Raw genomic sequence first — 19,469 nt, 5'->3', positions numbered from 1 at the left:
CGCCTCGTCCGTTCAGCTATTTCCCAGCTTCATCAGCATGATCCAGTTCACACCGTGACTCAGCCCGTCGCGGCCGGAGCCGGTGGGCCGCTCGGCGTCCCGGTCGGGCCTGCCGGCGGTTCACCGGGAGCCGTTCCGCCCGGCTGCGGCGCGACGGAAGCGCCCGGGGTGACGCTCGGGTCCGGCGTGCCGGTCGGTGTCGTCGCGGGCGGTGCGGTCGGCGGCGTGAGCGGTGCGGTCGCGCCCGGGGCGCGGGGCCCGAAGGGCGCCTGCTCGGGGCAGTACGGGTACGGCCGCAACAACGGGTTGCCGTACTCGTCGACGCGACCCCCGCAGTCCGGATAGCCCAGACGGATCGGGTTGCCGTTCTGGTCGAAGAGTCGCGCGTTCTCCACCAGGCGACCCTCGCGGTCGTAGACGTAGACGTCCCGGATCTGGCTGTACTGACTGTCGACCGAGGTCTGGTCGTAGTAGTAGTCGCGATCGAGCCGGTCCTCCGCGTGGCCCAGTGCGGCGAGCGCGAACACCACCAGCACGAACGTGCCGGCATGCAGGGCCCATCGGGGCCAGCGGGTGAGCCGGGCGGAGCGGCGACCGATCCAGATGGAGGCGAGCACGAACGCGACGAGCATGACCATGCCGGCGAGCAACTCTCCGCCGAACCGGGGCAGCAGACCGTAGCTCCCGCCGGTGCTCATCATCGTCACCAGCATCGCCGCGAGGTAGCCGCGCAGCACCCACCAGGCCGGCCGCAGCAACAGCAGGAACTCGCTCGCCGTCCCGTACCCGAGCATTGGGCCGAGCCGGGTGTCGATCTCTCGCAGCCGGCGACGGACCCGGACCAGGGCGGTGGCGACCCGCTGGTCGAGGTTCCGGCCGGTGCCACCGGCGGCACCGGCCGCGGCGCGCAGGTCGGCGGCGTACGTCTCGGGCTCGCCCAGCCGCCCGACGAGCGTGCCCTCGGACTCGGCGGCGACCTCGGTGAGGTGGTCGGCGAGGTCCTCGGTCAACTCGTCGCGCTGGCTGGGCGGCAGGTCGGCCAGCGCGGCCCGGACCCGCGCCACGTAGTCGGTGATCTCCTGCTCCGTGACGGTCATGCCGCCATCCCCCGATCGTCGAGCAGACTGTCCATGGTGGTGGCGAACGAGCGCCAGAGCTTGCCGGAGCGGGTCAACTGGTCACGCCCCGCGGCGTTGAGTGAGTAGTACTTGCGGTGCGGCCCGGATTCGCTCGGCACGACGTAGGTGGTGAGCAGGCCGGCGGCGAAGAGGCGGCGCAGCGTCCCGTAGACCGAGGCGTCACCGACCTCCTCCAGGCCGGCCTCGCGCAGCCGACGCAGGATGTCGTAGCCGTAGCCGTCCTCCTGCCGGAGCACGGCCAGGACGGCCAGGTCAAGCACGCCCTTCAACAACTGTGTGGTGTCCACGCATTAGACAGTAGTGCGCAATGCGAAGTAGCGTCAACGATCGCACCGAACGTGTTCCTGCTGGAACACGACGAGGTGGGCCAGGACGAACCTGACCCACCTCGGATCCGAGACTCCGGAATCAGCTGACGCGACGGCAGGGGTCGCCGTAGTCAGGGTCGACGTGCAACATCGCCCTGCGCGTATTCGGACCGTAGATCCCGTCGGCCGCCGTGCCCGCGACCCTCTGCACCTCCCGCAGCGCCTTTTCCGTGTTACCGCCGAAGTTGCGGTCGATCGACAGCGGGTAGACGCCGACCCGGGTCAGCGCGCTGCGGTAACAGTCGTTCATCGTGTCCTGCAGGCGTGCCACGGCGTCACTGACGTTGCCGCGCTGCATGCTGCAGTTCACCGAATTGCCGGACGAGGCGGGGACCAACGCACCCTGATAGGTGATCGACTTCGAGCAGGTCGGCGTCGCCAGAATGGACACCGGGTCTGCCGCTGCGGAGCCGGCCGTCACGACCTGAAAGGACCCGACACTGAACGCCACCAGCGCCGCAGCCGCCAGTCGCCGTGACACACGCTTCGACATGTACACCCCCGTTGGTTCATGGTGGACTGAGTCTCGGCGCAGACTAACATAGGCGTCCGTCAATAACTGGCCCCGATCAGTCGTCGCACCGCGCATTGATCGACACCACCTCACCGACGTGGCGGTCTCCGCCCGGTTGGTCACCCCACATCGGCGACCTTGCGCCGTCAGCTACCGCGACGCCGACTGGAGGCTCCAGGCGATGCCGTCGAGGATGTCGTGCTCGGAAGCGACCACCGACGGCATCCCGGCCCGCTCCATGATCACGCGGAGCACCAGCGCGCCTGCGCCGATCACGTCGGCCCGGCCCGGGTGCATCACCGGGTTCGCCAACCGCTGCGCACGGGTCTGACCCAACAGATCCGCCGTCACCTGGGCGACCGCCTCGTACGAGACCCTCGCGTGGTGGATGCGCTCCGGGTCGTACTCCCGCAGGCCCTGCGCGATGGCGACCACTGTGGTGACCGACCCGGCGAGGCCGACCAGGGTGGCCGCCTCACGGCCGGGCACCACGGCGAGCGCCCGGTCCACCGCGGCCGCGACGTCGGCCTGCGCGGCGGCGACCTGCTCGGGCGTCGGCGGGTCGTCGGGCAGGTGCCGCTCGGTCATCCGGACACAGCCGATGTCCACCGAGATCGCCGCGCGCACCCCGGCCTCCCGGTCACCGACCACGAACTCGGTGGAACCGCCGCCGATGTCGACCACCAGGAACGGCGCCTTCGCGTCGGCGGGCAGCCCGCGCACCGCACCGGTGAACGACAGCCGGGCCTCCTCGTCACCGGTGACCACCTCCGGGGCGACACCGAGAGTGCGCTGCACCATCTCGGTGAAGTCAGCCGCGTTGGCGGCGTCCCGGGAGGCCGAGGTGGCGCACATCCGGACCCGCTCCGCGCCCAGCTTCTCGATGTCGGCGGCGTACGACGCCAGCGCCACCCGGGTCCGCTCGATCGCCTCGGGCGCCAGCCGACCGGTGCGGTCCACACCCGCACCGAGCCTGACGATCTCCATCCGTCGGGTCAGGTCGACCAGCGGCGCCGGTGACCCGGCCGAGTCGTCGGGCAGGTCGGCGACCAACAGTCGGATCGAGTTGGTCCCGCAGTCGATGGCCGCCACACGCGTCGTCACGGCAGCAACCTTACGGCAGCCCGCCCGGCCAACTCCGGGTCACAGGCGCAGCAGCATCCGGGTGTTGCCCAGCGTGTTCGGCTTGACCCGCTCCAGGTCCAGGAACTCCGCGACACCCTCGTCGTACGAGCGCAACAACTGCTCGTACACGGGTTGCGGCACCGGTGCGCCGTCGATCTCCTGGAAGCCGAACGCGCCGAAGAACTGCGTCTCGAAGGTGAGTACGAAGATCCGGGCCACGCCCAACTCCCGGGCGGCGTCGATCAGCTCGCCCACCAGCCGGTGCCCGATCCGCCGCCCACGACACGACGGATCCACCGCAACCGTACGGATCTCGGCCAGGTCCTCCCACATGACGTGCAGCGCGCCGCAGCCCACCACGACGCCGTCCTCGGCGCGAACCGCGACCCGGAACTCCTGCACCTGCTCGTAGAGGGTGACGGTGGCCTTGCTCAGCAGCCGCCGGTCGTTGGTGTAGGTGTCCACCAGTCGCCGGATGCCCCGGACGTCCCCGGTGCGGGCCCGCCGCACCGTGATCTGATCCGCAGTCGGCGCGCTCACTCGCCCGCCGGCACGTCCACGCACGGGCCGGTGGCCCACCAGGGTTCGACCAGCTCCAACGTCTCGTCGCCGAACGGGTTCACCCCGGGGCCGGCGCCCAGCGCGTGCCCCAGGTGCACGTGCAGGCACTTCACCCGGCCGGGCATTCCACCGGCCGAGATGCCGGCGATCTCCGGCACCTCGCCGATCGCCTCTCGACGGGCCAGGTAGTCCTCGTGCGCGGCGCGGTAGTGGGCGGCCAACTCGGGGTCGGTCGTCAGCCGGTCCGCCATCTCCTTCATCAACCCCGCCGACTCCAGCCGGCTGCACGCAGCCGTGGCCCGGGGGCAGGTCAGGTAGTAGAGCGTCGGGAACGGGGTGCCGTCGGCCAGGCGGGGGGTCGTCTCCACCACGTCCGGCAGGCCGCACGGGCACCGGTGGGCAACCGCCCGGGTGCCCCGGGGCGTGCGGCCGAGCTGCGCGGCCACCGCGGCCAGGTCGGCCTCGGTGGCCGGCTCGCGCTGCGGCAGGGGTACGGAATCCGCCGCCGGCTCCGACGGTGGTACGACAGTCACAGATACTCCAGTCGTGCTGGTCGGCCGATAAGGAAGGGGCCCTTGTTAACGCCTGCGGTATAGGAAGGGGCCCTTCCTAACACTCGGGGTGGTTCACTTGCCCGGCTGCTGGCTGTCGGCTGCCCGCACGCTCGACCAGAGCGTGTCGTACCAGGTGGTCGGCCCAGCCGGAGGTGTCGAACCGGACTTCCCGGCGTCCCGGGCCGCGCCGTCCGGGTCGTACAGCACCACCATCATCTTCTCGCCCGGCTCGCCCATGAAGAACCGCTCCCGAGCCTGGGTCTTGATGTACGCCGGATCCTTCCAGTTGGCCGCCTCGGCGGTGAGCTTGGCGATCTCCGCCTCCTGCGCCGCCTGGGCCGCCTCCATCCGCTCGATGTCGGCCTGCTGGTCCAGGTAGACACGGACCGGGTACGTGTAGGCCAGCGCGAGCGCGATCAGGACCGCGAACAGCACGGTGGCCCGACCGGTGAAACGACCGGGGTGGGGTGCGGCGAGCCGCTTGACGGACCCACCGGCGGCGGTACGCCGAGCGGCGGCCGGACGATTCGCCGAGCGCACACCCTCGGCGCCCCGGGCGGCACCCGGAGCCCGACCAGCGGCGGCACGGGGTTCGGCGCGTACGCCGGCCTCCCGCACCGATCCCCGCGTGGAGCGGCCGGCGCCCGGCCGACCGGACTGACCCGGCCGGCGGGCGGGACGCTGACCACCCGGTGTGCGGCGCTGCTGCATCGTCACACCCCTCCCCCGAGGCTTCGTGCGTTACGGAGTTTGTCGGGAAGCCCCGCGGTGGGGCTTCCCGGCAGCGTCTCAGGCCGAACGGTAGCGCGGGAACGCGCCGGCACCCGCGTAGCGCGCCGCGTCGGCCAGCTCCTCCTCGATCCGGAGCAGCTGGTTGTACTTGGCGACGCGGTCCGAACGGGCCGGCGCACCGGTCTTGATCTGGCCACAACCGGTGGCGACCGCCAGGTCGGCGATGGTGGTGTCCTCGGTCTCGCCGGAGCGGTGGCTCATCATGCACTTGAAGCCGGCCCGGTGGGCCAGGTCCACCGCGTCCAGGGTCTCGGTCAGCGAGCCGATCTGGTTGACCTTGACCAGGACCGCGTTCGCGGACTTCTCCGCGATGCCACGGGCGATGCGCTGCGGGTTGGTGACGAACAGGTCGTCGCCGACGATCTGCACCCGGTCGCCGATCGAGGCGGTCAGCGTCTGCCAGCCGCTCCAGTCGTCCTCGGCCAGCGGGTCCTCGATCGACACGATCGGGTACTCGTCGGCCAGCTTGGTGTAGTACGTGCTCATGTCCTCGGCCGACTTCGCGGCACCCTCGAAGGTGTAGGTGCCGTTGTCGAAGAACTCGGTGGCCGCCACGTCGAGCGCGAACACGATGTCGGTGCCGAGCCGGTAGCCGGCCTTCTCGACCGCCTCGGCGATCAGGTCCAGGGCCGCCGCGTTCGTCGGCAGGTTCGGTGCGAAGCCGCCCTCGTCACCGAGGCCCGTCGACAGGCCCTTCTTCTTCAGCACCGACTTGAGCGCGTGGTAGACCTCCGCGCCCGAGCGCAGCGCCTCCCGGAAGGTGGGCGCGCCGATCGGCGCGATCATGAACTCCTGGATGTCGACGTTCGAGTCGGCGTGCGCGCCGCCGTTGAGGATGTTCATCATCGGCACCGGCAGGAGGTGCGCGTTCGGGCCGCCCAGGTAGCGGAAGAGGCTCAGCTCGGCGCTGCCGGCAGCGGCCTTCGCCACCGCCAGGGAGACCCCCAGGATGGCGTTCGCGCCCAGCTCCGACTTGCTGTCGGTGCCGTCGATGTCGAGCATCTTCTGGTCGATGAGCCGCTGCTCGCTGGCCTCGTACCCGATGATCTGGTCGACGATCTTGTCCTCGACGTTGGAGACCGCCTTCTCCACGCCCTTGCCCTGGTAGCGGTCGGCGTCACCGTCGCGCAGCTCGATCGCCTCGAACGCGCCGGTGGAGGCGCCGGAGGGCACCGCGGCGCGAGCCACCGTGCCGTCGTCCAGGCCGACCTCGACCTCGACCGTGGGGTTGCCCCGCGAGTCGAGAATCTCCCGGGCGACGATTCCCTCGATGGTTGCCACTGAGTCGCTCCTCGTTGTTGTGATCCGGTCCGTGGGTGGGCCGCGACGGTGCGGCTGAGGCAGGTGTTGAACGCAGCGTATCGGGCCACGGGAAAGGGCACGGCGTCGCCCGCGCACCCGAGTCGCCCCGCACTGACGGACATTCCCGGATTTCCGGGCGTCAACCGGCAACGGGTTTGCGCTGCACGGACCAGATCCACCAGGCTGGTCGGCATGCCCGCCGCCTCGACCACCCTCCGCATGCTCGCCGTGTCGGTCATCGCGTCGCTCACGGTCACTGGCTGTCAGACATTCGAGGACGCCGGAGTGGCCATGGGCCGCTCGGAACTCGTCAACGACCTCGCCGCCCGACTCGACCGGGCGTTGGAGTTGACCTACTCGGCCGACTACCAGCTGCCCGGCGGCCAGAGCGCCGCGATCGTGCAGGCGCAGGACCCGGCCCGCTCCACGTACATCTACCCGGGTGGGCGACTCACCGTCACCCCGGAGGCGATCACCCGGTGCACGACGACCGGCGCCCGGCCGGAGTGCACCCTCGCCACCCCGCCCACCCCGGGCAGCAAGCCCACCGTGACTCTCTTCGGGGAGGCCAAGCAGCAGGGGCTGGTCACACCGCCGGTGGTGGTCGGGCTGCTCACCGCCGCCGCCCTCGACCCGCAGGCGGTCGTCAAGCAGAGCGACACCACCATCGCCGGACACCACGCCGCCTGTGTGGAGGTGCAGAGCTCCTCCGGTGACTTCACCGCCTGCGTCACCACGGAGGGCGTGCTCGGCAGCTTCACCGGACCGGTCGACGGCAAACCGATGGAGCTGGCGCTGAGCCGCTACTCGGCGACCGTGGACAAGGGCGCGTTCGACCCGCCGGCCGGCGCCGGTGTCGTGGACAGCCGCCCGGGAGGGTCGTGACCGGCCCGGCCCCCGCTGCCGGGTTGGACGACCCCGCGTCCGCGGCACGACCCGTCGGTTTTCAGCCCGGGGCCGAGCGGGGGCGGCTGCCCGCCGCCGGTGACCTGGCGCTACCGGTCACCGGCGCGAAGCTGTTGACCGACGTCGACGGCCGACCACTGCGCGTCGCCGACCTGCCCGCCGACACCGACTGGGTGCCGCTGGGCACCCTCGACGGGGTGCCCGCCTGGGCGACCGACCTGCCCACCGCCGATGTGCTCCCCGGCCGGGCCCGGGGCTGGGCGTCGCTCGCCGCCGAGGTGCCGGAGCCGCACGCCACGCTCGCCGGCCGGGCGTTGGCCGTGGTCACGTGGCGGCGTACCCACCGTTGGTGTGGCGCCTGCCGAGCCGAGCTGACCGACAAGCCGGGCGAGACGGCCCGGCGGTGCCCGGACTGCGGCCTGTACGTCCCGATGCAGCTCTCCGCCGCGGTGTTGGTGGCGATCACCCGACCCGGACCGGCCGGTCGTGCCGACGAGCTGCTGCTGGTCCGACACTCCACCGGACCGACCGGGCTGTGGGCACTCGTGGCCGGCTTCGTCGAGGCCGGCGAGACCCTGGAGGCGGCGGTGCACCGGGAGGTCGGCGAGGAGGTCGGGTTGTCCGTCGACCGGCTGGCGTACTTCGGCAGCCAGCCGTGGGCGATCTCCGGCCCCGGGGTGCTGCTCGCCGGCTTCACCGCCCGTGCCGCCGACCCGCACGCCGAGCCGGTGGTCGACGGCCGGGAGCTGACCGAGGCTCGGTGGTTCGGCGTGGATGCGCTGCCGGCGGAACTGCCGCCCGCGTACTCCATCTCGCGCTGGCTGATCGACGCGACGGCGACCGCCGCGCGCCGCTGAACCCCGCGCGGCCGCCCTCTCAGATCCCGAGCAGGGTACGCAGGTGGCGCGGGGGCGGGCAGTCGTGCGAGAGCATCGCGTCGTGCCAGTCGCGCACCGACACCGCGTCCGGTCGGGCGGCGGCGATCTCGGCGACCTCGCTGTACCCGACGAAGTAGGTGGAGAGCTGGGTGGAGGTCAGCAACGCCCGACGCCACTTGCCGGCCGCCTCGCCCTCCTCCTGGAAGCCGCGCCCGGTCATCAACGCCATCGCCTCGGCCTCGGGCAGGTCCTCGGCGTGCACCAACTGGTCGAGCAGCGCGTTGATGGTCATCCGGAGCTGCATCTTGAGCTGCTGCAACCGCACCGGCAGGCCCCCGAAGCCGAGGCCCGTCATCAACTCCTCCGCGTAGACCGCCCAGCCCTCGATGAACGGGCCGGACTCGGCCAGCGCCCGGACCCGGGTGCCACCGACGTAGCGGCGGGCGTGGGCGAGCTGGAGGAAGTGCCCCGGCATCGCCTCGTGCACGGTCAGGTTGCGGATCATGTGGTCGTTGTATTCGCGGTAGAACGACTCGACCCGCTGCGCCGGCCAGTCCGCCGGGGTGGGCGCGATGCAGTAGAAGGTCGGCACGGCCGCGGTTTCCAGCGGGCCGGGCGCGTCGCAGTAGGCCACCGCGACACCCCGGGCGAACTCCGGCATCTCCTGGATCACGCACCGGTCGTCGACCAGGGTGACCAGGTCGTGCGCGCGGACGAAGTCGGTCGTCTCGTCCAGGGTCACCCCGGCCAGTTCCACGATGGTGGCGTCGTCCGGGTGCTCGGCGGCGAGCAGGTCCAGTGCCCGGCGTACCGCCGCGTCGCCGGCCGGGCCACCGACCAGCTCGACGGCCGCCTCGCGGATCTCCGCGGTGACCCGGTCCAGGTTGGCCCAGGCGCGGCGCTGGATCTCGGCGGCGCCCAACTCGGTGTCCAAGGTGTGCCAGAGCCGGGCCTCCCAGCGGCGGCGGCCCAGCCGGGGGTCGCGGCCGGGGCCGGCGTCGGCGGCCAGGCCGGCGCGCAGCCACGCGACGAACTCCTCGATCGCGGCGATCGCCGCGGTGGCGGCCGGCTCGACCCGGTCGAGGGCGCTCGGCGCCTGGGCGAGCAGCGGCGGCAGCTCGTCGCGGATCAGCGCGGCCGTGCCGGCGAACTGCCCGACCGCCGTCTCCGCGTGGATCCGCGGCATGTCGCGCAACGTCGCGCGGGCGGTGGCGAGGGCGTCCGGTACGGCGGCGAGCCGACCGGCCAGTTGGGTCAGTCGCACCTCCGCCGGGGCGTACGGGCGGGCCAGCAGCGCGTGCAGGAGCGGGCCGGGGTTGTGCCGCAGCGGATCCCACTCGTGCGACCGGATCTCGGTCAGCTCGAACAGCTCCCGGTCCACGAAGGAGGTGAGCAACGCGTGGTCGACCTGCTCGTCCACGTCGAGCGAGTCCGGGTCCAGTTCGGACAGCGCGTTGGCCGCGTCGGAGAGCATCTCCCGGTCGCCAGCGAGCGCATCGGCGGACAGATCAGGGAGCCGATCGTCGAACCGGTGATCCCCCGCCGAGGTGGCAACCCCCGGCCGGGACTCCAGCAACGCCTCGACGACCCGCTCGGCCAGCACTCCAAACGCTTCCACCGGCCCACCCTACCGAGCACCCCCGACGATGCCGCCGGTTACGCCCGTTCCGTCGATCATGAAGTTGTTGCCGTCGACCTCCCGGCGTGCCGGGTCTGCAACTTCATCATCAACGCGGGTCTGCGGGTGGGGGTTCGGCGGCGCGGACGGCTTCGGCGTAGGCGAGGGTGGTGCGGCGCAGGGCCGCCTCCGGGTTGATGCCCGCCTCTCGGGCCGCGGCCACCGTCGCCAGGAGGCTCGCGCCCAGTCTCGCCTCGGCGTCCACCTGGGTGTCCGACAGTGGGGGTGGCACACCCAGGCCGGCCCGGGCCGCACGGTCCAGGATCTGGGTGGCCAGGGCGAGGGCGGGCTGGCTCACCGCGACGCCGTCCAGCACCGACTTCCGGGCCTTCTCGGCGCGCTTGATCCGCTCCCAGTTCGCGGTGATCTCCTCCAGCGTGCCCACCTCCGCACCGGCGAAGACGTGCGGATTTCGCCGGATCATCTTGTCGACCAGGCCACCGGCCACGTCGTCGATGTTCCACCGCTCACCCTCAGGCAACTCCTCGGCGAGCCGCGCGTGCAACACCACCTGCAGGAGGACGTCGCCCAACTCCTCACGCAACGCGTCGGTGTCGTCGGCGTCGATCGCGTCGTACGCCTCGTAGCTCTCCTCCAGCAGGTAACCGGCGAGGCTGCGGTGCGTCTGCGCGCGCTTCCACGGGTCGCCACCCGGCGAGGCCAACCGGTCCAGCACGGCCACCGCATCGAGCAGACGCGCGCCCGGCGGGTCCCACGAGCCGTACATCAGTTCCATCTCGGCCAGCCCCGGCTCCCGGGCCAGGCGCAGACCCAGCTCCCGGGCAAGAGCCTCGTCGCCGGCCGGGCCGGCCAACCAGACCGCCGTGCCGTGCGCCGCCACGGTGTCCAGCAGGCGCTGCGTCGCCGGGCCGTCCACCACGACGACCTCGGCGCCCGCCTGGCGCACCGCCGTGGCCAACTCGCTCTCCGCGCCGGTCAACACCGGGTGCTGGCGTACGACGTCCCAGGCCGCCGCCGTCAGCAGGCCGGCCGGCAGCCGGGGCGAGGTGACCAGCAGGACGATCCGTGCCGTCATGTTCAGCTGGCCGTGCCCTCAGCGTCGGGAGTGGCGGGGGACTCGGCCGACTCCGGGGTGGAGATGTCGGTGACCATGTCGGAGCCCGGCTCACCGAGCGGCACGCTGACGGCGGGAATGTCGCCGGGGAAGCTGAGCACCGGGAACTCCAACGGGCGGTACCGGGGGCTGACCGTGACGTCGTAGCGCTCGACCGCCTCGACCAGCGACCGCCGGGTGGCCAGCGCACCACGCAACTGGTCGCCGTCGAGCTGGCGGGCGGCCTCCTCGTCGCTCGTGGCGGCGGGGATCTGGCCCGCCTCGCGGCCGACCGCGATCAGGGTCTTCATCTCCTGCTCGGTCGGCGCGACCGACTCGGAGGGCACCCCGGACAGGCAGGTGTAGAGGGCGGACACCTGCTGCACGTACTCCGTGTCAGCCGTCAGCTGGAGCGCCTGGGCGACCTGGTCGGAAGCCACCTGGCCACGCGGCTGGTAGTTCTTCTCGGCGGAGACCTGCTTGCACACCTCGCCCAGCACCAGCACGCTGGCCACCTCGGCCGGGCCGGCCGGCTTCGGCGCCGCCTGGCCGGGTTGGCTCGCGGCGGGCGACTCCGGGTTCTTGTCGCGCAGGTCCTTCAGCACGGCGGCGACCCGCTCATCGGTGATGCGGTGGTCACCGATGTAGGCGGCGATGCCGGGCTCGGCACGACAACCGGAGAGGGCGATGAGACCGACCGCCACGCTGGCGACGGCGACACGACGGCGAGCACGCATGACGGTCACTCTCTCACGGCAGGCCACGTCGCTGTGACGCCCCCCACCGCCCGCGCCCCTCGCGCGCCGGCGCGACCAGGACGATGCCCGCGGCGCGACCGGGCACCGTCCTGGTCGGTGAGCCGTCCGGCTCCGGCTCAGGCCGACGCTGTCAGGCTCAGGCTCAGGCCGTCCCGCTCAGGCCGACGCCCCGGCGGCCGCCACTGCGGGCGCGGGGGCACCGAGCACATCGGAGAGCAACTGGGCGCACCACTGCAACAGCGCCTGGTCGCGCAACGGCTCGCCGCCGATCCGGCGGGTGGTCGGCCGGGGCACGCTGACCTGGTCCGTGGCCTGCTTGTAGACGGCGTCCGGGTGGTAGCGCTTGAGCCGCAACTGCTTCGAATCCGGCAGCGGCAGCGGGCCGAACCGGACGTGCTTGCCCTGCATGGACACGTCGGTCAGGCCGTAGCGACGGGCCAGCAGGCGGAACCGGGCCACCTCCACCAGGTTCTGCACCGGGGCCGGAGGCTCGCCGTACCGGTCGGTCATCTCGGCGACCACCTCGCCCAACCGCTCCTCGTCGCGGGCCTCGGCGAGCTTGCGGTACATCTCCAGGCGCAGCCGCTCCACACTCACGTAGTCGTGCGGCAGGTGCGCGTCGACAGGCAGATCGATCTTGACATCGACGTCCTCCTCCGGCCGCTCGCCCTTGAACGCGGAGACCGCCTCGCCGACCATCCGCACGTACAGGTCGAAGCCGACGCCCTCGATGTGCCCGGACTGCTCGCCGCCGAGCAGGTTGCCGGCACCCCGGATCTCCAGGTCCTTCATCGCCACGTACATGCCGGCGCCCAGCTCGGTGTGCTGGGCGATGGTGGCCAACCGCTCGTGGGCGTGCTCGGTGAGCGGCTTCTCCGGCGGGTAGAGGAAGTAGGCGTACGCCCGCTCCCGGCCCCGGCCGACCCGGCCCCGGATCTGGTGCAGCTGCGCCAGGCCGAGCAGGTCGGCCCGCTCCACGATCAACGTGTTGGCGTTCGGGATGTCGATGCCCGACTCGACGATCGTGGTGCAGACCAGGACGTCGAACTCCTTCTCCCAGAAGCCGACCATCACCTTCTCCAGGGCGTCCTCGCCCATCTGGCCGTGCGCCACCGCGACCCGCGCCTCGGGCACCAGCTCCCGCAGTCGCCGTGCCGCCCGGTCGATCGACTCGACCCGGTTGTGCAGGTAGAAGACCTGCCCGTCGCGGAGCAACTCGCGGTGGATGGACGCGGCCACCTGCCGGTCGTCCTGCGCGCCCACGAAGGTGAGCACCGGGTGCCGTTCCTCCGGCGGGGTGGCGATGGTGGACATCTCCCGGATGCCGGTGATCGCCATCTCCAGGGTCCGCGGGATCGGGGTGGCCGACATGCTGAGCACGTCGACGGACGCGCGCAGCGTCTTCAGGTGCTCCTTGTGCTCGACACCGAAGCGCTGCTCCTCGTCGACGATCACCAGACCGAGCTGCTTGAACCGGGTGGCGGTCTGCAACAGGCGGTGGGTGCCGATGACGATGTCGACGGTGCCGTCGGCGACCATCTCCAGCGTCCGCTCGGTCTCCTTCGGGGTCTGGAACCTCGACAGCTGCCGGATCTGCACCGGGAACTGGCTCATCCGCTCGGCGAACGTGTTGTAGTGCTGCTGCACCAGCAGGGTGGTCGGCACCAGCACCGCCACCTGCTTGCCGTCCTGCACGGCCTTGAAGGCGGCCCGGACGGCGATCTCGGTCTTGCCGTAGCCCACGTCACCGCAGATCAGCCGGTCCATCGGGACCGTCTGCTCCATGTCCCGCTTGACCTCGTCGATCGCGGCGAGCTGGTCCGGCGTCTCCTGCCAGGGGAAGGCGTCCTCCAACTCCCGCTGCCACGGGGTGTCCGGGCCGAACGAGTGCCCCTTGGACGCCTTGCGGGCGGCGTAGAGCTGGATCAGCTGCGCGGCGATCTCCCGGACCGCCTTACGAGCCCGGGCCTTGGACTTCTGCCAGTCCGAGCCGCCCATCTTGTGCAGGGTCGGCTGCTCCCCGCCCACGTAACGGGAGAGCTGGTCGAGCTGGTCGGTGGGGACGAACAGCCGGTCGCCGGGCTGGCCGCGCTTGCTGGCCGCGTACTCGATGACCAGGTATTCGCGGCTGGCGCCGTTGACGGTGCGCTGCACCAGCTCGACGTAGCGGCCGATGCCGTGCTGTTCGTGCACCACGTGGTCGCCGGCCTTCAGCTCCAGCGGGTCGATGGTGTTGCGCCGCCGGCTCGGCATCTTGCGCATGTCCCGGGTCGACGTGCCCCGACCGCCGGTCACGTCGTTGCCGGTCAGCAACACGAAACGGGACGCCTCGTCGACGAACCCGCTGCTCAGCGCGCCACAGGTGACCACCAGCTCGCCGGGGACCGGCGCGGTCGGCACCTCCTCGGCCAACCGGGCGCCCAGCCCGGCGTCGCGCAGCACCTCCACCGCCCGCTGGGCGGGGCCGTGCCCCTCGAACACCAGCGCGATCGACCAGCCCTCGCCGGCCCAGCGCTTGAGATCGTCGACCACCCGGCTGGTCTCGCCGTGGTACAGCGGGGCCGGCTGAGCGCCGAGAGTCACCGCGATGGCGTCGTCCGGGGTGACGGCGGCCTCCTCCGGTGCGTCCTCCCAGGGCTGCCGTGTCTCAACCGTCTCCGCCTCGACCAACCCGAACGGTGACAGCGTCCACCACGGCTGGCCGAGCTTGCCGGCGGCGGCGCGCACCTCGCCGAGGGTGCGGAAGGCGGCAGCGCCGACGTCCACCGGGGCCTGGCCTCCGACCGCGGCGGCGGCCCAGCTGGCCTGGAGAAACTCCTCCGAGGTACGCACCAGGTCGTGCGCCCTCGTGCGGATCCGCTCCGGGTCGCACAGCAGCACATGGGTGCCGGACGGCATCGCGTCCAGCAGCAACTCCAGCGAGTCGGGGCCGACCAGGACCGGGGCCAGCGACTCCATCCCCTCCACCGGGATGCCCTCGGCCAGCTTGTCGAGAATCTCGGCCAGCTCGGGGTGCTGCTCGGCGAGCGCGGCGGCCCGGTCGCGGACCGACGGGGTGAGCAGCAACTCCCGGCAGGGCGGCGCCCACAGCAGCGGCACCTGCTCGATGGTCCGCTGGTCGGCGACGGCGAAGGTGCGGATCTCCTCGACCTCGTCGCCCCAGAACTCGACCCGGGACGGGTGCTCGTCGGTCGGTGGGAAGACATCCAGGATGCCGCCGCGTACCGCGAACTCACCGCGCTTGGTGACCAGGTCGACCCGGGCGTACGCCATGTCGATCAGCCGGCGGGCAACCTCTTCGAGGTCCGCCTCCTCGCCGGCGGCGAGCTGCACCGGCTCCAGATCGCCGAGCCCCTTGAGCTGCGGCTGGAGCAGTGAACGGACCGGGGCCACGACCACTCGCAGCGGCCCGGTGCCGCCATGCGCGTCGGTGGCCTCCGGGTGCGCCAACCGGCGCAGCACGGCCAGCCGTCGACCCACCGTGTCCGAGCGGGGTGACAGCCGCTCGTGGGGCAGCGTCTCCCAGGAGGGGAAGACCACGACCTGCTCGGCCGGCAGCAGCCCGCCCAGCGCGGCGGCGAGATCGTCGGCCTCCCGGGTGGTGGCGGTCACCGCCAGCACTGGTCGCCCGGCCCCACCTGCGGTGCCGTCGGGGTCGGCCGCGACCGCGGCCACCGCGAACGGGCGCAGTGCCGCCGGGGCGGTGATGTCGAGGCCGTCGACCTGGGCGGCACCGGAGCGCGCCAGGTCACGCGCCCGGGTCAGCCCGGGGTCGGCCAGGGCGGCGGAGAACAGACCGGTGAGCATGTGATCACTTCCAGGGGAGTCGACGCACACGACGGACGCCCCTCGTCCAGCCGGACGGGGGGTGCACGAGGACCAGCCTATCCCCGTCCACCGACACACACCCTCTTCCGCCCAGGTCCCGCGCCCCGCGCCCCGCGCCCCGCGCCCCGCGCCCCGCGCCCCGCGCCCCGCGCCCCGCGCCCCGCGCCCCGCGCCCCGCGCCCCGCGCCCCGCGCCCCGCGCCCCGCGCCCCGCGCCCCGCGCCCCGCGCCCCGCGCCCCGCGCCCAAGATCCTCACAACATCGGGGATGTTGCTGCCTCCGACGCGCGGGAAACCCCAGCATCCCCGATGTTGCGTGGATCTTGACCTCCCCAGGGACCTGGGCGAGTTTGGGGCGACCCACCGCGCCAAGGTCACGCTCGAACAAGGATGTAGGGGCCTCACCAACGCGCCGACACCACTACATCCTTGATATTGCGCGATCTTGGAGAGTGGAGGGCCTCCGGCACAGACGTCGCCGACCCGCGCACCTTGCTCGTCCCAAGATCCGCGCAACAACAGGGAAAGTGGTGGGTCACGGTGCCCCGAGGCAGCACTTGCCCTGATGTTGCGCGGATCTTCACCGCGCCGGACCCGCAGGACCCGCGGGAGCGGGCGCGGGCGCGGGCACCGAGGGAGCGGGCGCAGGACCCCCACGCGGGAGCGGACACCCCGGTCTGCCACGGCGTCGCGCGGATCTTGACCGTCGCCGGCCGACGTGGTCGGGTTGGTGGATGGGTGAGCAGTGGCGGGCGCAGTTCGACGCGGAGGTGAGTTTCGCCAACGGCGGCGGGCTGCGCACCGAGGGATTTCGGCTGGACATCCCGGGGCCGGAGATCACCGACGACGACCTGGCGGCGATGTTCGTCCGCCACCTCGGGCTGTTGATGGTCGCCGAGGTCCGGATCACTGCTAAGTCGATCATCGAGGAGCCGCACAAGGGTGGCCGGGGCGTAGCCGTCGGCCAGCCCACGCCCGGCCGCAGGCTGATCGAGCTGAGCCACGTGATCAGCGACGGGATGACCACTCTGCCCGGCTGGCCGGGGCCCCGGGTCACCGACTGGCTGACGTTCGCGGCGTCCCGCGACCGGTACGCGCTGGGCACCGAGTTCCATGTGGCGCGGATCGACCTGATCGCCAACACCGGCACGTACGTGGACACGCCCGCCCACCGCTGGGCAGGGGCAGACGACCTGACCGGGGTGCCGCTGGACCGCCTCGCCGACCTACCCGGGGTGCTGGTCCGCGTGCCGGCCGGCACCCGAGCCGTGGATCGGCTGATGCTCGCCCCGTACGAGGTGGCCGGGCGCGCGGTGCTGGTGCACACCGGGTGGGATGCGCACTTCGGCACCGAGCGGTACGGCGCGCCGGAGGCGCCACACCTGACCGGGGACGCCGCCCGGGCGCTGGCCGACGCCGGCGCGGCTCTGGTCGGCATCGACTCGATCAACATCGACGACATGAGCCCGGCAGCCGGCGGTGAACGCCCCGCACACAGCACGCTGCTCGCCGCCGGCATACCGATCGTGGAGCACCTGACCGGCCTGGACGCGCTACCGCCGACCGGGTTCCGGTTCACCGCGGCCCCACCGATGGTGGCCGGCATGGGCACCTTCCCGGTCCGCGCCTTCGCCGTCGTCAACCCCTGACGCCACGCGCCCCGGGAGACATCAGGAAAGTGCGGCGGACGCATTTCCCTGGCCCCACGGGGGTCACCAGGTCACCACCCGGACGGGTCAGTAGCGCACCGAAATCCTGCGCTCGACGCCGTCCACCCGGATTTCCCCGCCATACGGGATGATCACCTGCGGGTCGGTGTGGCCGAGGTCGACGTCGAAGACCACCACCGCGTCCGGCTGGTACGGCGTGAGCGCACGCATGATCGCCTCCCGCTGGGCCTCGCCCCAGGCCTGCCGTTCCGGCACCGACAGCGGTTTGTCGAAATCCCACGCCTTGGGGCGGCCGACGACGATCGCCGGGAAGGCGGCGAGCAGGCCCCGCTCCCCCATGTTCCGCACGATCCGGAACACCTCCTGGGCGCTGGGCATCTCCTGGGAGGTCTCGAAGACCAGCACGGAACCGTCCAGTTCGTCGGCGGTCGGCACCCGGTCGGTGGCCATCAGCCAGTGCAGGATCTCCAGGCAGCCACCCCAGGTACGCCCCCGAACCACCCGCTGCGGCCCCTGCCAGCGCCAACCCTCGCCGGGCAGCATCTCCGGCTCGTAGGCCAGCGTCTCCGGTTCGGTCCACGAGTTCGGCCGGTCACCCCAGGTGGCCGCGGGCGTCACCTCGTACCAGTCGGTGGTGAAGAGCGCGGCGCGCAGCGAGTCGACGGTCAACGGGTGCGGCGCGCCCGGCCGACCGAGGTGCACCAGCACCGACCCGCCGTGGTACGCGACGATGCCCAGCCGGTAGAGGTGGTTGAGCACGTTCGTGTTGTCCGAGTAACCGAAGTAGGGCTTGGGGTTGGCCCGCAGCACGTCGTCGTCGAGGTGCGGGGTGACCGTGATCAGGTCGTCGCCGCCGACCGTGGCGAGCACCGCGGTGATGCTCGGGTCGGCGAACGCGGCGGTCAGGTCGCGGGCCCGGTCGCTCGGGTCCGCACCCATGACCCGGGTGGTCGGGTACTCCACCGGCTCCAGGCCGAACTCCTCGCGCAGCCGGCGCAGCCCCAACTCGTACACGTGGGGGAAGAGTCCCGGCAGGCCGGCGGAGGGTGAGACGACCGCGACCCGGTCACCCGGCTGCGGCTTGGGTGGATAGATCAGTGTCCCCATGATCGAAGGCTAACCGCCCGGCCAACCGGTTTCGGTCCTGCCGCCCAATGAACGGACATTAGGCTCCTCATGTGGAGGAAGCACCGCAAAAGCGCGACCGCGACTGGGCGCCGCGCAGCATCGGGCTGCTCATCGGCACGCTCGCGCTGGCCACCGCGTTCATCGCGGCCTATGTCGGAGCACTGCACCAACCCACGCCCCGCGACCTGCCGGTCGGCGTCGTCGCCAGTGACCAACGCGCGCGGGCGACGCTCGACGCCGTGCGCGACCAGACCACCACCCTCAAACCCATCGAGTACGACGACCCGACCGCCGCCGAGGACGCCCTGCTCAGCCGCGCGGTGTACGCCGTGCTCAGCACCGGCCCGGACAACGGCCTGCGTCTGACGGTCGCGAGTGCCTCCGGCCCCTCCGCCACCAGCGCGATCAAGGAGGTCCTCAGCAACGCCGCCGCCCGCACCAGCACCCCGTTACAGGTGGTCGACCGGGTGCCGGTCACCTCGGCCGACCCGCGCGGGGTGGTGCCGTTCTACCTGAACGTCGGGTACGTGCTCGGCGGCTACCTGGCCTCGACCGTGCTCGGGATCTCCGCCGGCACCACCCCGCGCACGGCACGGCGGGCGGGACTTCGCGTTGCCGCCCTGGCGGTCTACAGCGTGCTGCTCGGCATCGCCGGCGCGATAATGGTCGGGCCGGTCCTGGACATCTGGCAGCACGACGTGCCGACGATCGCCGCGATCGGCGCGCTGGCCGTCTTCGCCGCCGCGATGTTCGCCAGCGCCATCCAGGGTTGGCTCGGCGTCGCGGGCACCGCGCTGGTCATCCTGCTGCTGGTGGTGCTCGGCAACCCCGGCTCCGGCGGCATCTACGCGCCCGAGTTCCTGCCCGGGGTGCTGCGTGGCATGCACCGGTGGAACATCCCCGGGCTCGCCAACGACCTCACCAAGGCGGCGGTCTACTTCGACTGGCGGTCCGCCGGCTGGCCCGCGATCGCGCTCGCGCTCTGGGCGGTCGTCGGCATCGTCGGGTTGGTCAGCGCCAGCGTCGTCCGGGGCCGCCGGACCGCCAGCGTCCGGGGCCGCCGGACCGCCACCGCCGGCCCCGGGTCGGGTCGCTCCGGCCCCGGGTCGACCGGGGACGGTGGCTGAGATCACGCCGGAAACGCCGATCCAAAGCCAGTGGATCACCGGGGGGCCTCCGCACATCCGGCGCGCGCGGATACCATCCAGTAAGTCGG

General features: G+C 72.1%; 17 protein-coding genes. 4 read left to right on the top strand and 13 right to left on the bottom strand.

Features of this window, described 5'->3' with window-relative positions:
- Nucleotides 1-59: 59 nt before the first annotated feature.
- From O7614_RS06215 to eno, 8 genes are all read right to left on the bottom strand, one after another.
- Complete coding sequence (locus O7614_RS06215; protein WP_278137521.1) at nt 60-1,097, bottom strand: hypothetical protein; 1,038 nt, start codon at nt 1,095-1,097, stop codon at nt 60-62.
- Complete coding sequence (locus O7614_RS06210) at nt 1,094-1,426, bottom strand: PadR family transcriptional regulator (RefSeq protein WP_179782175.1); 333 nt, start codon at nt 1,424-1,426, stop codon at nt 1,094-1,096. The genes O7614_RS06215 and O7614_RS06210 overlap by 4 nt, the downstream gene beginning before the upstream one ends.
- 121 nt (nt 1,427-1,547) lie before the next feature.
- A complete protein-coding gene (locus O7614_RS06205; RefSeq protein WP_278137520.1) occupies nt 1,548-2,000 on the bottom strand; it encodes a peptidoglycan-binding domain-containing protein in 453 nt (150 codons plus the stop codon).
- Nucleotides 2,001-2,171: 171 nt separating this feature from the next.
- Nucleotides 2,172-3,113 carry a Ppx/GppA phosphatase family protein gene (locus O7614_RS06200; protein WP_278142170.1) on the bottom strand — a complete coding sequence of 314 codons (942 nt, stop codon included), beginning with the start codon at nt 3,111-3,113 and terminating at the stop codon, nt 2,172-2,174.
- 51 nt (nt 3,114-3,164) lie between these two features.
- Complete coding sequence (locus tag O7614_RS06195; RefSeq protein WP_278137519.1) at nt 3,165-3,686, bottom strand: amino-acid N-acetyltransferase; 522 nt, start codon at nt 3,684-3,686, stop codon at nt 3,165-3,167.
- Nucleotides 3,683-4,240, bottom strand: a complete 558-nt coding sequence (locus tag O7614_RS06190) for a DUF501 domain-containing protein (protein ID WP_278137518.1) — start codon at nt 4,238-4,240, stop codon at nt 3,683-3,685. Before O7614_RS06190 ends, O7614_RS06195 begins: the two co-directional genes overlap by 4 nt.
- Before the next feature lie 93 nt (nt 4,241-4,333).
- Nucleotides 4,334-4,972, bottom strand: a complete 639-nt coding sequence (locus tag O7614_RS06185) for a septum formation initiator family protein (RefSeq protein ID WP_278142169.1) — start codon at nt 4,970-4,972, stop codon at nt 4,334-4,336.
- A gap of 78 nt (nt 4,973-5,050) precedes the next feature.
- Nucleotides 5,051-6,334, bottom strand: a complete 1,284-nt coding sequence (gene eno / locus O7614_RS06180; protein ID WP_269681111.1) for a phosphopyruvate hydratase — start codon at nt 6,332-6,334, stop codon at nt 5,051-5,053.
- Between the two features lie 213 nt (nt 6,335-6,547).
- On the opposite strand from eno, the gene O7614_RS06175 reads away from it, so the two are divergent.
- Both O7614_RS06175 and nudC read left to right on the top strand, forming a co-directional pair.
- Entirely contained in the window at nt 6,548-7,240 is a 693-nt protein-coding gene (locus O7614_RS06175; RefSeq protein WP_278137517.1) for a hypothetical protein, read from the top strand.
- The gene (gene nudC, locus O7614_RS06170; protein ID WP_278137516.1) at nt 7,237-8,118 is read left to right on the top strand and encodes an NAD(+) diphosphatase; all 882 of its coding nucleotides are present in this window, start codon (nt 7,237-7,239) and stop codon (nt 8,116-8,118) included. The genes O7614_RS06175 and nudC overlap by 4 nt, the downstream gene beginning before the upstream one ends.
- Nucleotides 8,119-8,137: 19 nt before the next feature.
- Here nudC and O7614_RS06165 read toward each other — a convergent pair whose 3' ends face one another.
- The 4 genes from O7614_RS06165 to mfd all read right to left on the bottom strand — a co-directional run bounded on the left by O7614_RS06165 (nt 8,138) and on the right by mfd (nt 15,436).
- Nucleotides 8,138-9,757 carry a DUF885 domain-containing protein gene (locus tag O7614_RS06165; protein ID WP_278137515.1) on the bottom strand — a complete coding sequence of 540 codons (1,620 nt, stop codon included), beginning with the start codon at nt 9,755-9,757 and terminating at the stop codon, nt 8,138-8,140.
- Between the two features lie 109 nt (nt 9,758-9,866).
- Nucleotides 9,867-10,853, bottom strand: coding sequence for a nucleoside triphosphate pyrophosphohydrolase (locus tag O7614_RS06160; protein ID WP_278137514.1), 987 nt, complete (start codon nt 10,851-10,853; stop codon nt 9,867-9,869).
- A gap of 2 nt (nt 10,854-10,855) precedes the next feature.
- Entirely contained in the window at nt 10,856-11,608 is a 753-nt protein-coding gene (locus tag O7614_RS06155; protein WP_278137513.1) for a hypothetical protein, read from the bottom strand.
- 177 nt (nt 11,609-11,785) lie between these two features.
- Nucleotides 11,786-15,436, bottom strand: a complete 3,651-nt coding sequence (mfd, locus tag O7614_RS06150; protein ID WP_278137512.1) for a transcription-repair coupling factor — start codon at nt 15,434-15,436, stop codon at nt 11,786-11,788.
- Nucleotides 15,437-16,189: 753 nt separating this feature from the next.
- Between mfd and O7614_RS06145 the strand changes: the two genes are divergently transcribed.
- Nucleotides 16,190-17,104, top strand: a complete 915-nt coding sequence (locus O7614_RS06145) for a cyclase family protein (protein ID WP_278137511.1) — start codon at nt 16,190-16,192, stop codon at nt 17,102-17,104.
- A gap of 87 nt (nt 17,105-17,191) precedes the next feature.
- Here O7614_RS06145 and O7614_RS06140 read toward each other — a convergent pair whose 3' ends face one another.
- Nucleotides 17,192-18,232 carry a S66 peptidase family protein gene (locus O7614_RS06140; RefSeq protein ID WP_278137510.1) on the bottom strand — a complete coding sequence of 347 codons (1,041 nt, stop codon included), beginning with the start codon at nt 18,230-18,232 and terminating at the stop codon, nt 17,192-17,194.
- 71 nt (nt 18,233-18,303) lie between these two features.
- On the opposite strand from O7614_RS06140, the gene O7614_RS06135 reads away from it, so the two are divergent.
- Entirely contained in the window at nt 18,304-19,380 is a 1,077-nt protein-coding gene (locus O7614_RS06135; RefSeq protein WP_278137509.1) for a hypothetical protein, read from the top strand.
- Nucleotides 19,381-19,469: the final 89 nt, after the last annotated feature.

The organism is Micromonospora sp. WMMD961 (assembly GCF_029626145.1).
Classification (GTDB): domain Bacteria; phylum Actinomycetota; class Actinomycetes; order Mycobacteriales; family Micromonosporaceae; genus Micromonospora.
This window is presented reverse-complemented; position numbering and strand designations above follow the sequence as displayed.

What these genes read in the sequence shown, in the direction of transcription:
- O7614_RS06215 (WP_278137521.1), bottom strand. Translation starts at nt 1,097, where the DNA reads ATGACCGTCACGGAGCAGGAGATCACCGACTACGTGGCGCGGGTCCGG.
- O7614_RS06205 (WP_278137520.1), bottom strand. Translation starts at nt 2,000, where the DNA reads ATGTCGAAGCGTGTGTCACGGCGACTGGCGGCTGCGGCGCTGGTGGCG.
- O7614_RS06185 (WP_278142169.1), bottom strand. Translation starts at nt 4,972, where the DNA reads ATGCAGCAGCGCCGCACACCGGGTGGTCAGCGTCCCGCCCGCCGGCCG.
- O7614_RS06175 (WP_278137517.1), top strand. Translation starts at nt 6,548, where the DNA reads ATGCCCGCCGCCTCGACCACCCTCCGCATGCTCGCCGTGTCGGTCATC.
- O7614_RS06160 (WP_278137514.1), bottom strand. Translation starts at nt 10,853, where the DNA reads ATGACGGCACGGATCGTCCTGCTGGTCACCTCGCCCCGGCTGCCGGCC.
- O7614_RS06155 (WP_278137513.1), bottom strand. Translation starts at nt 11,608, where the DNA reads ATGCGTGCTCGCCGTCGTGTCGCCGTCGCCAGCGTGGCGGTCGGTCTC.
- mfd (WP_278137512.1), bottom strand. Translation starts at nt 15,436, where the DNA reads ATGCTCACCGGTCTGTTCTCCGCCGCCCTGGCCGACCCCGGGCTGACC.
- O7614_RS06145 (WP_278137511.1), top strand. Translation starts at nt 16,190, where the DNA reads ATGGGTGAGCAGTGGCGGGCGCAGTTCGACGCGGAGGTGAGTTTCGCC.
- O7614_RS06140 (WP_278137510.1), bottom strand. Translation starts at nt 18,232, where the DNA reads ATGGGGACACTGATCTATCCACCCAAGCCGCAGCCGGGTGACCGGGTC.